This is a genomic window from Alteribacillus persepolensis (genome assembly GCF_900099605.1).
Classification (GTDB): domain Bacteria; phylum Bacillota; class Bacilli; order Bacillales; family Marinococcaceae; genus Alteribacillus; species Alteribacillus persepolensis.
This window is the reverse complement of record NZ_FNDK01000027.1, coordinates 1-14817: the sequence shown is the minus strand read 5'-3', so window position 1 is coordinate 14817 and position 14817 is coordinate 1. Positions and strand designations below refer to the sequence as shown.

Genomic DNA, 14817 nt, shown 5'->3' with positions numbered 1-14817 from the left:
GACGGTTAGAAAAAAACAAAATATGGCATGTACTCCAACTAAAGCAAAATATAAGAGAAAATAACTGAATCATTTTTTAAAGGCAGCGGTTTTTTTGGCATTTGTATAGTGTATACTCGCTTTTTTGAGTACTTATGTTTTTGGCATGTCCTAACACTATTTATGAAAAAAGGTGGCAAATAGAGCTGGGACACTTCGTTCAGCAACAGCCAAATAATGTTTAATAATTGGATAGTCTTCCGAATATTGCTGGGTCATTACCTCTCCCCACCATTCACCTTCATAGCGGCATATCATGCTCAAATTGTATAAAAGTAAAAAGTGAAGACACATGTCTGGAAGTTGATGCAGCTTTTTAGGAAAAGACGGCGGCAGATAGTGTTTGTTATGATATGTTAAAAGTAATGGTTTTTTGTTGGCTTTATCTTGATCGACTGTAAATGTCACGGATTGACTTTCTAAGTGAACAATGTCTTTTACAGGAAGATTGTATGCGTAAAGAGCGTTCTGTAATGTTGAGAGCATGTCTTGATGAATCGTTTGTTTTCCGTACAGCTTTATGCTTGCGTGTTTCTGTTCTACACGCATACAATGCGACGTTCCTTTGACATCAAAATACAAAGATGCCATATCTTTAGCAAATATAAGTAAGTCAGCCATTTTCCATTTCGTATGAGGCAAATGTTCCATGTGAAACAAATAGTAGGCAAAGTGAGGGAAAAAGCCTTTCTTTTGAACTTTTACTTCGTCTTCAAGGAAAGTGTAACCTTTCTTTTTTCTTTTTCTCGACGTTACCCCATGTGCCAGAACTTCAGCAGAAGCAGGATACATTGGGTCAGTTAATAAAATGATCCCTTTTAATAAATGTGTAAGACCATAAAAAAGAAGCAATGGTTTAATTAACAGAGAAGCATTCAATCCCTCCATCCAGTAGTTTCGGCCAATCATCCACTCGTAATGGAAAACAGGAGTGTTTTGATAACTGTATTCCGAGGCTTTTTCCTGCAGCGATGTTGTCTTCTGATATCGTTCATAAAGCAGCTGGCGCAATACTTCTTGTGATTCAAACGGAGCGTAGTAAGCAAAAAGGTCGTGGTTAGAGTGAAGGGCATTCAATAAAATTCCCCCTTTATGACACAGTCGTGTATTTTTACAACCATAAATCATGAATATCATATATTTTACTTTTCCGAATGTTTAAACTTATTTTGAGCACTCGTGTCAAGCGCTAAAACATGATAAGATATTAGAAAATCTTGAGTATAAAAACATGCCAGCTGTTCACAGAATGACTCCTCACCGATGTATTTCTATGTAGTTTCCACAAGTAGCAAACGCTTTATGACAGGTTATAGAAAAAAGCGTGGTGTTTTTTCGGGTGAAACAATTGAGATGCAAAAGAAAGGATGAAAGAACATGAGAGAAGACAAGTTTGCCAAAGAAGGCTTGACGTTTGATGATGTACTGCTTGTACCTGACCGCTCCGATATTCACCCTCGTGACGTATCAGTGAAAACATCTCTTTCCGAAAAATTAAATTTGAATATACCGATTGTCAGCGCAGGTATGGACACCGTAACAGAAGCATCACTGGCTATTGCCATTGCACGTGAAGGTGGATTAGGTATTATTCACAAAAACATGTCGATTGAAGAGCAAGCTGAAATGGTGGACCAAGTGAAGCGCTCGGAAAGTGGTGTTATTACAGATCCTTTCTTTTTAACACCAGAACGACAGGTGTTTGATGCGGAACATCTCATGGGCAAATACCGCATTTCTGGTGTACCTATTGTAGATGATAATCAAAAACTTGTGGGGATTTTAACAAACCGGGATTTGCGATTTGTGGAAGACTATTCTATTCGTATTGAAGAAGTAATGACAAGTTCCAACCTTGTGACAGCGCCAGTCGGAACAACGCTGCAAGAAGCAGAAAAGATTCTTCAAGAACACAAAATTGAGAAGCTCCCATTAGTAGAAGAGGACCAGACATTAAAAGGTTTAATTACCATTAAAGATATTGAAAAGGTCATTGAATTTCCGCATTCGGCAAAAGATGAACAAGGACGTTTGCTTGCTGGAGCAGCTGTCGGGGTTACAAATGATGCATTTAAGCGAATTGAAGCTCTTGTAAAGGCAGAAGTAGACGTCATCGTTATTGATACTGCCCACGGTCATTCAAAAGGTGTCTTAGATAAAGTGGGAGAAATCAGAGAGGCATATCCTGATTTAACTATTATTGCTGGTAACGTAGCTACCGCAGAAGGAACACGTGATTTGATAGAAGCAGGGGCAGACGTTGTCAAAGTTGGAATTGGACCAGGGTCCATCTGTACAACTCGTGTAGTAGCAGGGGTTGGTGTACCACAAATTACAGCGGTGTATGATTGTGCACGTGAAGCCAGCAAATATGACGTTCCTATTATTGCAGACGGTGGTATAAAGTACTCTGGAGACATTGTCAAAGCTTTAGCCGCTGGTGGACATGCTGTTATGCTGGGAAGTATTCTCGCCGGTGTAACGGAAAGTCCTGGAGAGACAGAAATTTATCAAGGCAGACAGTTTAAAGTATACCGTGGTATGGGATCAATGGGGGCAATGGAACAAGGAAGCAAAGATCGTTATTTCCAAGAAAATAATCAAAAACTTGTACCAGAAGGAATTGAAGGAAGAATTCCATATAAAGGTCCGTTGTCGGAAACGCTCCACCAATTGATTGGAGGAATACGAGCGGGCATGGGGTATTGTGGAACGAGCACAATGGAAGAACTTCGCGAAAATGCTCGCTTCACCCGTATTACCAATGCTGGGTTAAAAGAGAGTCACCCTCATGATGTTCAAATTACAAAAGAAGCTCCTAACTATAACTTATAGGACCAGCCTATAATTAGTGAAATGCCTTCGGTGAGTATGGATGAAGTAATGCAGCACTCATATCGAGGGCATTTTTCTTTTCCTGGGAAATATTAAACAAATAAGGAAATGGGTCGGATGACTGTCTATTTTTTTCCGGGCACCTGTGTTAAAATATCGTTTGGCAAGAAGACCGTGGAGGTGCAAACGTTGAAAAGAAAAGGTTGGTTATACGTATCCATTATTATATCCTTTTATCTTACCTTGTTTTTTGCAGTTGGGAGCAGTGCTTCAGCACAAGAACTTGAATTAGAAGCTGACGCTGCGATTCTCGTAGAAGCAGAAACGGGAAAGGTTGTGTATGAGGAGGACAGCCATACTGTTTTACCGATAGCAAGTATGACAAAAATCATGACTGAATACCTAGTTCATGAAGCTGTCAATAATGGAGAAATATCTTGGGAAGACGAAGTCAGTATTAGTGATAAAGTGCGTCAATTATCTCTGGACACTTCGCTGTCAAATGTTCCATTACGTCAAGATGAATCATACACCGTTGAAGAATTATACAAAGCAATGGCTATTTACTCAGCAAATGGTGCTACCATTGCTTTAGCAGAGCACATTGCTGGTTCAGAAGGCGCATTTGTTACAATGATGAACGAAAAAGCAGAAGAATTAGGGCTGCAAGACTATGAATTCGTTAATTCAACAGGGCTTAATAACCGGTCTATGGATGGGCAGCATCCTGAAGGGACAGAAGCTGATGCTGAGAACCTTATGTCAGCAGAATCAACTGCCTTGCTGGCTTATCATTTATTAGCGGATTATCCTGAAGTCCTTGAGACCACTTCTATTAGCGCAGAAACGTTTGAAGCAGGACCAGAAGAGTACATAGAAATGCAAAACTGGAACTGGATGCTTCCTAACGGACCAATGCCCTATAATGGAGTGGATGGATTAAAAACAGGGTACACAGATTTAGCAGGAAATGCCTTTACTGGTACGGCAGAACGAGACGGCCTTCGGTATATATCCGTTGTTATGCGAACCGACTCCAGACAAGCTAGGTTTGAAGAGACAGAAAAGCTGCTGGACTATGGCTTTAATCAATTCACATATGAGGAAGTACTGGAAAAAGGGGAACAAGTAGAAGGAAATCAAACCCTTCCAGTTCTGAAAGGAAAAGAAGATGAAGTGACTGTTTCGGCAGGAGAGTCACTCTCCGTGTTGGTACAAGACGGTGAAAGTGAAAGTGTGGATGTCAATGTCTCCCTAGATGAAGAGTTGATTAATGAAGAAGGTGCGATAGAAGCCCCCGTTGAAGCTGGAGAGACAGTTGGGTATGTTTCCATAGCTGAAAGTGGAGATAACAGTTATTTACATGACCGTTTAGGGGAAAGCCACCGTGTTCCATTAGTGGTGGATGAAAGTGTGGAGCGAGCTGGTTGGTTTTCTCTGACGATGAGCAGCATTGGAGGTTTCTTTGGAAGTTTATGGAATAGCGCTGTTAATGCTGTAAAAGGTCTGTTTTAACGCTTTGGCAAACGCAGTCCTTATAGATTTGAAAAAAACGTGGAATGATACGTACAGTGGGAAAAGAACGCTTATAGTACTTTATTCTCTAAATAGGTAGTGTTACAATAAATAGCATAACAAAATCAGTGCGTTCGTCCGCACTTTGTGGAGCGAACAAATGATATATTCAGGAAAAAAAGCGGGAGGAATTGTAAAATGGCAGATAGAGGGACAGACAGAGTAAAACGAGGAATGGCAGAAATGCAAAAAGGCGGCGTCATTATGGACGTTGTTAATGCAGAACAAGCAAAGATTGCAGAAGAAGCTGGTGCTGTAGCGGTAATGGCGCTAGAACGCGTTCCAGCAGATATTCGTGCCGCTGGTGGAGTAGCACGTATGGCAGATCCTACTATTGTTGAAGAAGTAATGGGAGCTGTTTCTATTCCAGTTATGGCAAAAGCACGTATTGGCCATATTGTAGAAGCACGTGTTTTGGAAGCGCTTGGAGTAGACTACATTGACGAAAGTGAAGTGCTTACCCCCGCAGATGAGGTGTATCACCTTGATAAAAGCGAATATACGGTGCCGTTTGTTTGTGGAGCTCGCGACTTAGGAGAAGCTCTTCGACGTGTTGGTGAGGGAGCGTCCATGTTAAGAACAAAAGGGGAACCAGGAACAGGCAATATCGTTGAAGCGGTTCGCCATATGAGAATGGTTCAAGCTCAGGTGAAAAAAGTGGTAGGCTCTTCCAAAGATGAATTGATGACAGAAGCGAAAAACTTAGGTGCTCCATACGAACTGCTGTTAGAAATTAAAGAAAACGGGAGACTGCCAGTTGTAAACTTTGCAGCAGGAGGGATAGCAACACCAGCAGATGCTGCTCTTATGATGCAATTAGGAGCAGATGGTGTCTTTGTTGGTTCCGGTATCTTTAAATCTGATCATCCAGACAAATTTGCTCGTGCTATTGTTGAAGCAACTACTCATTATGAAGATTATGAGCTTATTGGGCGTTTATCCAAAGATCTTGGAACAGCAATGAAAGGCATCGAGATTTCTAACTTAGAGCCCGAAGAACGTATGCAAGATCGTGGATGGTAAATGACCCTCAAACCTAAAGTTTTTAACAAGACCGCATGAAAAGGAGGGTTATTTTGTTAAAAATTGGTGTACTTGCATTACAAGGAGCTGTACGTGAACATGTACGCTGTTTAGCATCGCCGGATGTTGAAGTGAAAGTAGTGAAGCGCATTGAACAACTCGATGAACTAGATGGCCTTGTTTTTCCTGGTGGTGAAAGCACGACAATGCGCCGTTTAGTTGATAAATATGAATTCTTTGAACCACTGCAGTACTTTGCAAATGCGGGAAAACCTGTATTTGGAACGTGCGCAGGTTTAATATTAATGGCTGATAATATTAAAGGAAGCCCCGAAGGCCACTTACGTTTAATGGATATCGATGTTGAACGTAATGCGTTTGGACGCCAGCGGGAGAGTTTTGAAACAACCCTTGAGGTAAAAGGTGTCGGCGACGATATCGAAGCTGTATTTATCAGGGCGCCGCTCATTTCTAATGCCGGCAATGACGTAGATGTGTTGTCAGAATATGACGGGGAAATTGTCGCAGCAAGACAACATCACCTATTAGCTTGTTCGTTTCATCCTGAGTTGACAAATGATGCAAGAATGCATCAATATTTTGTGCAGATGGTGAGAGAATCAAAAGAAACGGCAGCTGATTCACTAGTTACTACATGATAAAGCGTTGATGAGCACTAGTAGTTACAATGTTTGCATTCAGAGAGCCGGTGGTCGGTGTGAACCGGCTGCAACATGTAACGAATCCCGCTTTGAGTGAAGAAGGGAAGAGGAGTACCTTGTTCCGTTTTATCCACGTTACAGGATCCAAAGAGGCAAAAAGGTGTTCTTTTGCAAATTGGGTGGCAACGCGGGTAGTCCCGTCCCTTCTATAACAAGGGACGGGTTTTTTATTGTTATGGGAAGGAATGTCGATGCTTGTCACGTTCACAGGAAAAGTTTCTTTCCTGACTCATCCTTGTTTTAAGATGTTTGTATATGTTGATGTTGTACGTAAAGGAAGTACAGCCACCTTAAAAGAAAAACAGGATATAAGGAGGATGTTTGATGCTTGATATTAAAAAGCTTCGCAGTAACTTTCAAGAAGTAAAAGAAAAGTTGGATAAGCGCGGTGAAGATATTAGTGAATTGGATAAATTTGAAGAGCTGGATGAAAAGCGACGCTCTCTTATACAAAAAACAGAGGAATTAAAGCAGCGGCGAAACACTGTTTCACAGGAAGTGGCTCAGTTAAAACGGGAGAAAAAAGATGCTGAGCACCTCATCAAAGAAACAAAAGAGGTATCAGCCGATATAAAAAAACTTGATGAAGAGCTGAAACAAGTAGAGGAAACGCTTCATCAACTGATGCTTCGGGTACCTAATATTCCACACGAGAGTGTGCCATATGGTGAGGACGAAGCCGACAATGAGGAAGTCCGAAAGTGGGGCGACATACCATCATTTTCTTTTGATGCAAAAGCACATTGGGAACTTGCTGATGAGCTGCAAATGATGGATTTTGAGCGAGCGTCGAAAGTGACAGGCAGCCGGTTTGTCTTTTATAAAGGGACAGGCGCCAAGTTAGAACGTGCGCTCATTAATTTCATGATGGATTTACATGAAGAGGAGCATGGTTATGAAGAATTGCTTCCACCATACATGGTCAATCACGATAGCATGACAGGAACAGGGCAACTGCCTAAGTTTGAAGAAGATGCGTTCCAAGTAAAAGAGGAAGATTACTTTTTAATACCAACAGCGGAAGTGCCGGTTACCAATTTATATCGTGATGAAATTCTGCAAGCGGAAGATTTACCATTAGCTTATGTGGCGTATAGTGCGTGTTTCCGTTCTGAGGCGGGGTCTGCCGGAAGAGATACACGAGGGCTTATTCGTCAACATCAATTTAATAAAGTTGAACTGGTTCGATTTGTAAAGCCGGAAGACTCATATGAAGCGTTAGAAATGTTAACGGGCCACGCAGAAAAAGTCCTGCAAATGCTGGATTTACCGTATCGTGTCATGAACATGTGCAGCGGAGATCTTGGTTTCACAGCTGCAAAAAAGTACGATATTGAAGTGTGGCTGCCAAGTTATGAAGATTATAAAGAAATTTCGTCTTGCAGCAACTTTGAAGACTTTCAAGCTCGTCGCGCGAACATTCGCTTTAAACGAGATCGTAAATCGAAAACAGAATTTGTGCATACGTTAAATGGCTCAGGACTTGCCATTGGACGGACGGTTGCTGCAATTATGGAGAATTATCAGCAGGCTGACGGATCAATTAAAATTCCTGAAGTATTGCGTCCCTACATGAGAAATAAAGAGTATATTCAAAAATAGACAGGAAAGAAGGCAGATGGAAATAAAGGCTGCCTTCTTTTTCATTCTATGCTTGCTTGCAAATTTTTTTTGAAAAGAACTTGCATCCTTATCAAGGCTGTGCTATTATATAATTTGTCAGCGAAAAAATACATATTTCACACGGAGGAGTACCCAAGTTCGGCTGAAGGGAGCGGTCTTGAAAACCGCCAGGGGCTTCACGGCCCGCGGGGGTTCGAATCCCTCCTCCTCCGCCATACATATCAAATAAATACTTTCTATACATTCAGAGTGTAACTTCGCGTTTAATCGGCAAAGTTACGCTTTTTTTATTTTTATGGGATAATGAGGAGATAATATAATATGAGGAAGTTGCCTTTATGAAAAAGTGTTTTCCTTTGTTCTTATTATTTATTATGATTTTAACTGCTTGTCGTGCGGAAGAAAGTAATACAGAAGCGCTGCATGTAGCTGCAGCTTCGGATTTATATGATGCATTTTCGGAAATGGGAGATGCGTTTGAAGAAGATTACGGTATAGAAGTAGTGTTTAGTTTTGGTTCTACCGGTCAGCTAACCCAGCAAATAGAACAAGGAGCCGCAGTGTATGATGTGTTTGCAGCAGCACATGTTTCCTACATAGACCGTTTGGTGGAAAAAGGAGCAGTGAAGAAAGATACAAAACAGGTGCTGGGTACGGGGAAAATTGGAATTGTGTATGAAGACAGTACATATCCAGAACTGCATCGTGATGTGTTAACAAGTGATGAAATACAGAGTATTGCTATTGCGAATCCTGATCATGCTCCTTATGGACAAGCTGCTAAACAAACACTGGAAACATGGGGGATTTGGGATGAAATAGCAGAAAAACTTGTATATGGTGAAAATATACGCCAAGCTCTTCAATATGCCGAGTCGAAAAACGTAGACGCGGCGATTGTTGCTGCAGCGTTAAGCAAGCAGTCAAGCCTTCTATTTACACCGATATCCACCAGTGATCACGAGCCTATTGTTCATGCGTTGGCGGTACCGGAAAAAAGTGGTCATAAAGAAAATGCCCAGAAATTCGTTGATTATGTGCTGTCGAAACAGGGACAGCAAATACTAGAGAGTTACGGTTTTGATTCGCCGGCAGAGGGCATTAAAAGATGATAGAGAGCATTGGGATTCCACTGTGGTTATCGCTGAAGGTAGCAGGACTTGCTACTATCTTGTCGTTTCTCATCGGGGTGGTTCTTGCTTGGATTTTTGCTGTTTTTCCCAACAAATTGACAAGATTTTTGTCGTTAGTAATCATGCTTCCTTTAGTTCTTCCGCCTACTGTGTTAGGATTTTATCTTCTGATACTTCTTGGAGAAGGAAGCTGGATTGGAAAAGTCATTGAAACCATATTTGGAAGTACGGTATTATTTACATGGCAAGCAGCCGTTATCGCTGCGTCGATTGCATCGCTGCCATTAATTGTCCGTCCTATTCAAACAGCATTTGAATCCATTGATCCGTATGTGCTCGAGGCAGCTCAATTAGATGGCGCAAACCGCTGGCAGATTTTTTTTGGGATCATGATTCCGCTTTCCTATAAAGGGATTGTCGGTGGAGTGATACTAGGATTTGCAAGAGCCATGGGGGAGTTTGGGGCGACACTGATGGTAGCAGGAAATATTCCTGGCAAAACGCAAACATTATCGATTGCTATTTATGATGCGGTACAAGCTAATCGTATGATGGAAGCAAACATGATGGTTGTTGTGTTGAGTTTGACAACGATTGGTATTTTGCTGGTTACTACAAAATTTTTGAAACAATAGACAGGAGGCGGAGTGAGTGTCGGTTCTTCATGATAAATGGATGGAAGCAGCTATAAACCAAGCATACAAAGCACAAGAGGAAAAAGAAGTACCGATTGGTTGTGTCATTGTTCATGAAGATACCATTATAGGTGCGGGGTATAACCAACGCGAAACAGAGCAGCAAGCAGCTGCCCATGCGGAAATGTCAGCAATCGAACAAGCTTGTAAGCAGTTGAACAGCTGGCGTTTAGAAAATTGTACACTATATGTTACGTTAGAGCCATGTCCAATGTGTGCTGGTGCGATTGTGCAAGCCCGCATCCCCACCGTTGTTTACGGTGCACCTGACCCGAAAGCAGGTTGTGCCGGCACATTGATGAATTTATTAGAAGAAGATCGTTTTAATCATACAGCAAAAGTGATACATGGTGTATTGGAAAAAGAGTGCGGTGGTTTATTAACTGCTTTTTTTCGACAGCTGCGTGAGAAGAAAAAGAAAATAAAGGAAAGCTCATCTATTGTTGAATAAAACAAATGACAGTGGATTGGATTCCGTCTGGCAGCGTGATATATTGAGTATAGTGTAGTTAATGATTAAACGGGAGGGGAAAGCGTGCGTCCAAATCAATTTTCTGCTGAAACGGCTCAAAAGCTGGCGGAAAAACTAAATATGCCAATTGAGCATATTGTTCACACTCCGCCTCATGTTATTATGGAGAAAATCGCTGAATTAGAAAAAAAAGAAAGCGAACAAGCACAAACAGCACAACGTGACAAATAGCAAGCAATCCATAAAGGAATGGAAAAACTTGTTGTTGCATTCCGTTGTTGAAAAAGATATAATGAAAAATGCGCTAACAAAAGCGCCTGACAATGTTATCAAATTTGCCGTGCTAAGTGGGGAGGTAGCGGTGCCCTGTACTCGCAATCCGCTATAGCGAGACCGAATCCCTTCTTGAGGCTTTGTTTCCGTGAGGTCTGCCCCTTGTAAGTGGTGTTGACGTCCGGGTTCTGCGCAACGAAAACCCGTGAACCCTGTCAGGTCCGGAAGGAAGCAGCAGTAAGCGGACTCTTTCGTGTGCCGCAGAGTCGCCTGGGCCGAGCTAACTGCTTGGGTAACGCTCATGGATTCATTGCCAAGAGAAGGTGCACGGCTTTATACATAATATATTGCTTATTTTAAAGCGGCTCTAATAAGAGCTGTTTTTTTATGTCTTTTACAGATATCATTAGAAAGGCTTAAAAAAATAATAGTATGGTTTGCGGCGGTGAAGATTTCCGCTTTGAAAAGTCATGTACATATGGGTATAATGAGGATAAAATTCGATAAAGAAAGGAGGTCCCGGGAGTGAGCTATAAAGCGCTCTATCGAGTGTGGAGACCCCAGCTTCTAGAAGACGTTGTTGGGCAAGAGCATATTACAAAGACATTGCAAAATGCGTTAGTGCAGCAGAAATTTTCCCATGCCTATTTATTCAGTGGTCCAAGAGGTACTGGAAAAACAAGTGCTGCTAAAATTGTTGCGAAGGCGATTAACTGTAAGCATGCTCCGGTTCGCGAGCCTTGTAATGAGTGCTATGCCTGCCGTGGTATTGCAGATGGGTCTGTTGTAGATGTAGTGGAAATTGATGCTGCGTCTAATAATGGTGTCGATGAGATCCGCTATATCCGTGATAACGTCATGGCTGCTCCCCGGGACGTTCGGTATAAAGTATACATCATCGACGAAGTTCATATGCTTTCTACAGGTGCGTTCAATGCCTTGTTAAAAACGTTAGAAGAGCCGCCAAAACATGCTATTTTCATTTTGGCAACGACAGAGCCGCACAAAATTCCTTTAACCATTATTTCACGTTGCCAACGCTTTGACTTTAAGCGCATCACGACAAGAGATTTAGTTGCAAGAATGACATATATCGTGGAAGAACAAGGTTGGAATGTTGAAGATGAAGCTCTTCATTTAATTGCGCGATCAGCAGAAGGCGGTATGAGAGATGCCTTGAGCTTACTTGATCAAGCCATCTCTTATGCTGAAGACAAAGTGAAAGCAGATGATGTACTAGCAGTTACGGGAACGGTGTCTCAACAATTTTTAACGAAAGTTGTCCATTCGCTTAAAGAGAAAGAAACGGCGTCGGCTGTTGAAGCAGCAGATACCTTGATTCAAGAAGGGAAAGATCCTCTGCAATTTATGGAGGATTTGATATACTATTTTCGGGATATGCTGTTGTACAAGACGGCACCAACACTTGATGAAGTGCTGGACCGGGTAACGGTGGATGAGTCGTTTAAAGAATTAGCACAAACAGCGGAGCTCTCCTGGTTATACGATGTGATCAATCAACTAAATGAATATCACCAGGAGATGAAATGGGCTTCTCATCCGAAAATATTTTTAGAGATGGCTTTCATCACAATATGTCATACTGTGGCGGAAGTGGAATCTGCTTCAGCAAATGAGCTGTCTGCCTTGAAAAAGAAAATAGAACAATTAGAAAAAGAAGTGACAGAATGGAGGCAGGCAGGTCCTCCGGTGCAAAAGGCAGAAGCAAATGAAAGTACATTGCAAACAAGAAAAGCTTCGCGTGAACACACATCACATAAGGTTGCATCTGGATTAGCAGGGACAAGCAAAATTCAAACGGTCCTTGAAGAAGCGACTAAAAAGGAATTACAGCTTGTTGCAAACCACTGGCCTGATATCATGAAACAAGTAAAGCAAGAGAGCGTGCCTGCTCATGCGTGGTTAAGCGATGCAAAGCCGGTTGTATCTAATGGAAGTACGGTGTTATTGGCGTTTCAAAATGAAATGCATCGAAATATGGTTGATACGAAGTTTCGTTCATTGGTACAAGATGCATTAACAACCGTTTGCCAAAAGCCGTTACAACCATTAACCATTCTTTCAGGAGAATGGGAGAAAATAAAAGAAGAGTATAAGAAAAAACAGCAGCCTGCTGAAGAGCACACATCGCTGGAACACCAAGGAAATGATCCAGTTGTTGACGAAGCTGTTAAATTAGTTGGTCCCGAGTTAGTAGAGATTAAAGAAAAATAATATTGGAGGCGACGAAAATGAAAAACATGGGTAATATGATGAAACAAATGCAAAAAATGCAAAAGCAAATGCAAAAAGCGCAAGAAGAATTGAAAGACAAAACAGTCGAAGCAACAGCGGGCGGCGGAGCTGTAAAAGTAACTGCTGCTGGTGACAAGCGTATTGTTGATATTGAAATTGACGAGGATGTTGTCGATCCCGAAGATGTAGAAATGCTGCAAGATCTTGTTCTTGCTGCGACGAATGAAGCATTGAAAAAAGTAGATGAACTCGTGGAGCAGGATTTAGGAAAGTTTACCAAAGGCATGAATATCCCTGGAATGTTCTAGGAGGAGGATAATGTGCAGTATCCAACGCCTATATCAAAATTAATTGAAGGTTTTATGAAATTGCCGGGTATTGGCCCCAAAACGGCGAGCCGCCTGGCTTTTTATGTTTTAGATATGAAAGAAGACGATGTGTTAGATTTTGCGAAATCTCTTGTGAATGCGAAGCGAGATTTAACGTATTGTTCTATTTGCCACCACATTACAGATACAGACCCCTGCATAATTTGTGAAGATAAACAGCGAGACCAGAGTGTTGTCTGTGTTGTTCAAGATTCAAAAGATGTGATGGCTATGGAAAAAATGCGCGAGTACTCCGGTCTATATCATGTATTGCACGGAGCTATATCACCAATGGACGGCATTGGACCTGAAGATATTAAAATTCCTGAATTAATTAAACGTCTGCAAAACGATGAAATCCAGGAAGTTATTGTTGCAACCAACCCGACCATTGAAGGGGAAGCCACTGCTATGTACATTTCTCGTCTAATTAAACCAACTGGTATTAAAGTTACGAGGATTGCACATGGACTGCCTATTGGCGGCGATTTAGAATATGCAGACGAAGTAACGCTGTCAAAAGCAATAGAAGGAAGAAGAGAGCTTTAAGCCTAAGGGGGAGGGGCCGGTATGCTCTTTCGAAAAAAGACAATTAAAAAAACAGAAAATGAACGTCTTATTGCCACCATCCATGCTGTCAAACAATCCCTGGACCGTTATGAGTATATCGTGGCGAATAGTTTAGATCCCTCAAAAGAAATTCAGGCTGATTTAAAGAAGAAAAGGGCTAAGTATATATTTTTAATAAAAGAAGCGCGTTATCGCAAAATAAACGGATACGATCATACATAACGTGCAAGCTGCTTCGGTCACTCCGTAAGCAGTTTTTTTATGTTTTAGCAGAAAGTTTCCTTTTCTTGAAGGATGAAAGCATAAGAAAAGCGGCGTGTTTTCGCCATGAAGATTTGGCAAAAAGCTGATTTTTGTGATGCTTATTATAAAAAAGGTTATGTATAAAAGGCTTGAACAGTATTTCGGTGCGTATAACGACAGATAAAAATTTTTCTAAGGATAAACACGAAGCTTGTACATATACATGATAGAGAAAAACGCTACAGGAGGGAAATATATTGGATCCTATTCTCTATATTTCATTAGCAGGTATTGGTGTTTGTCTGTTTTTATTACTGGGTGGAAACATGAAACCATTTCGCTGGGCTGGCAGCATATTTGTGCGTTTTATTATAGGAGCATTAGCTTTATTTTTTTTAAACGTATTCGGAAGCGCCGTTGGATATCATTTGCCAATTAATGCTTTTACGGTAGCTGTTTCAGGGTTTCTAGGTGTGCCTGGTGTTGTAATGCTGGTAACGGTGGATTTGTTTATTCTGTCTTAAAAGAGAAGGTTTCTATTGACATCTATGACATATACGTTAGAATAGAAAGTCCGTGACAACGCAATACAAACGAAGATCTTTTGATATAATTTTTCTTAAAAAAAACTGTTGCGTTTCATTATCACGGATGTTACATTAATACTTGTCGCTGAAAAGACAGCGCAGAAACGACAAAAAACATCAAAAAAGTTGTTGACATTGATTGCACAACTTGGTATGATATTAATTGTCGCTTTGAAAGGCGGCGAGCAGTTGTCCTTTGAAAATTGAATGAAAGTCAAGCGTCTGTTAATTTCTTTATACAAGAAGCAACAGCCTGTATTAAACACTTTATGATGTATTTTTCATGGAGAGTTTGATCCTGGCTCAGGACGAACGCTGGCGGCGTGCCTAATACATGCAAGTCGAGCGCGGGAAGCAGTCTGATCCCTTCGGGGTGACGATTGTGGAACGAGCGGCGGACGGG

Annotated in this window: 15 protein-coding genes, 1 tRNA gene, 1 rRNA gene, 1 other RNA gene and 1 other annotated feature; of the genes, 17 read left to right on the top strand and 1 reads right to left on the bottom strand. The window is 41.4% G+C overall.

Annotated features, from left to right (window positions below):
• Positions 1-156 precede the first annotated feature (156 nt).
• Positions 157-1116, bottom strand: coding sequence for a YaaC family protein (locus tag BLT18_RS15525; protein WP_175487563.1), 960 nt, complete (start codon positions 1114-1116; stop codon positions 157-159).
• A gap of 300 nt (positions 1117-1416) precedes the next feature.
• On the opposite strand from BLT18_RS15525, the gene guaB reads away from it, so the two are divergent.
• The 17 genes from guaB to BLT18_RS15440 all read left to right on the top strand — a co-directional run.
• Positions 1417-2874: an IMP dehydrogenase gene (gene guaB, locus BLT18_RS15520; RefSeq protein ID WP_091276045.1), complete on the top strand. Its 1458-nt coding sequence runs from the start codon at positions 1417-1419 to the stop codon at positions 2872-2874.
• Positions 2875-3054: 180 nt separating this feature from the next.
• Complete coding sequence (locus BLT18_RS15515; protein WP_245705292.1) at positions 3055-4389, top strand: D-alanyl-D-alanine carboxypeptidase family protein; 1335 nt, start codon at positions 3055-3057, stop codon at positions 4387-4389.
• 198 nt (positions 4390-4587) lie between these two features.
• The gene (gene pdxS / locus BLT18_RS15510) at positions 4588-5472 is read left to right on the top strand and encodes a pyridoxal 5'-phosphate synthase lyase subunit PdxS (protein ID WP_091276038.1); all 885 of its coding nucleotides are present in this window, start codon (positions 4588-4590) and stop codon (positions 5470-5472) included.
• A 53-nt stretch (positions 5473-5525) separates the two neighbouring features.
• A complete protein-coding gene (gene pdxT, locus BLT18_RS15505) occupies positions 5526-6131 on the top strand; it encodes a pyridoxal 5'-phosphate synthase glutaminase subunit PdxT (protein ID WP_091276035.1) in 606 nt (201 codons plus the stop codon).
• Positions 6130-6342, top strand: a binding site (T-box leader). It overlaps the preceding gene by 2 nt.
• A gap of 176 nt (positions 6343-6518) precedes the next feature.
• On the top strand, positions 6519-7796 hold the full coding sequence (gene serS, locus BLT18_RS15500; protein WP_091276033.1) for a serine--tRNA ligase: 1278 nt from the start codon (positions 6519-6521) through the stop codon (positions 7794-7796).
• A gap of 143 nt (positions 7797-7939) precedes the next feature.
• Positions 7940-8032 (top strand) — tRNA-Ser (locus BLT18_RS15495).
• 123 nt (positions 8033-8155) lie between these two features.
• Complete coding sequence (gene modA, locus BLT18_RS15490) at positions 8156-8929, top strand: molybdate ABC transporter substrate-binding protein (protein ID WP_091276029.1); 774 nt, start codon at positions 8156-8158, stop codon at positions 8927-8929.
• Complete coding sequence (gene modB, locus BLT18_RS15485) at positions 8926-9585, top strand: molybdate ABC transporter permease subunit (protein ID WP_091276027.1); 660 nt, start codon at positions 8926-8928, stop codon at positions 9583-9585. The genes modA and modB overlap by 4 nt, the downstream gene beginning before the upstream one ends.
• Positions 9586-9601: 16 nt before the next feature.
• Entirely contained in the window at positions 9602-10096 is a 495-nt protein-coding gene (gene tadA / locus BLT18_RS15480; protein WP_322787578.1) for a tRNA adenosine(34) deaminase TadA, read from the top strand.
• A gap of 84 nt (positions 10097-10180) precedes the next feature.
• Complete coding sequence (locus tag BLT18_RS15475; protein ID WP_091276025.1) at positions 10181-10348, top strand: YycC family protein; 168 nt, start codon at positions 10181-10183, stop codon at positions 10346-10348.
• Between the two features lie 107 nt (positions 10349-10455).
• Positions 10456-10721: signal recognition particle sRNA large type (gene ffs, locus BLT18_RS15470), an RNA gene on the top strand.
• 194 nt (positions 10722-10915) lie between these two features.
• Positions 10916-12625, top strand: a complete 1710-nt coding sequence (dnaX, locus tag BLT18_RS15465; protein WP_091276022.1) for a DNA polymerase III subunit gamma/tau — start codon at positions 10916-10918, stop codon at positions 12623-12625.
• A gap of 17 nt (positions 12626-12642) precedes the next feature.
• Positions 12643-12954 carry a YbaB/EbfC family nucleoid-associated protein gene (locus BLT18_RS15460; protein WP_091276018.1) on the top strand — a complete coding sequence of 104 codons (312 nt, stop codon included), beginning with the start codon at positions 12643-12645 and terminating at the stop codon, positions 12952-12954.
• Between the two features lie 12 nt (positions 12955-12966).
• Positions 12967-13563: a recombination mediator RecR gene (gene recR / locus BLT18_RS15455; RefSeq protein ID WP_091276017.1), complete on the top strand. Its 597-nt coding sequence runs from the start codon at positions 12967-12969 to the stop codon at positions 13561-13563.
• 21 nt (positions 13564-13584) lie between these two features.
• Entirely contained in the window at positions 13585-13806 is a 222-nt protein-coding gene (locus BLT18_RS15450; protein ID WP_091276015.1) for a YaaL family protein, read from the top strand.
• 278 nt (positions 13807-14084) lie between these two features.
• On the top strand, positions 14085-14351 hold the full coding sequence (locus tag BLT18_RS15445) for a pro-sigmaK processing inhibitor BofA family protein (protein ID WP_091276013.1): 267 nt from the start codon (positions 14085-14087) through the stop codon (positions 14349-14351).
• A gap of 343 nt (positions 14352-14694) precedes the next feature.
• Positions 14695-14817 (top strand): 16S ribosomal RNA (locus tag BLT18_RS15440); the annotation flags it as partial.

Bases quoted from the DNA above. Each gene is read 5' to 3' on its own strand.
- guaB (WP_091276045.1), top strand. From the start codon at position 1,417: ATGAGAGAAGACAAGTTTGCCAAAGAAGGCTTGACGTTTGATGATGTA.
- pdxS (WP_091276038.1), top strand. From the start codon at position 4,588: ATGGCAGATAGAGGGACAGACAGAGTAAAACGAGGAATGGCAGAAATG.
- serS (WP_091276033.1), top strand. From the start codon at position 6,519: ATGCTTGATATTAAAAAGCTTCGCAGTAACTTTCAAGAAGTAAAAGAA.
- modA (WP_091276029.1), top strand. From the start codon at position 8,156: ATGAAAAAGTGTTTTCCTTTGTTCTTATTATTTATTATGATTTTAACT.
- modB (WP_091276027.1), top strand. From the start codon at position 8,926: ATGATAGAGAGCATTGGGATTCCACTGTGGTTATCGCTGAAGGTAGCA.
- BLT18_RS15460 (WP_091276018.1), top strand. From the start codon at position 12,643: ATGAAAAACATGGGTAATATGATGAAACAAATGCAAAAAATGCAAAAG.
- BLT18_RS15450 (WP_091276015.1), top strand. From the start codon at position 13,585: ATGCTCTTTCGAAAAAAGACAATTAAAAAAACAGAAAATGAACGTCTT.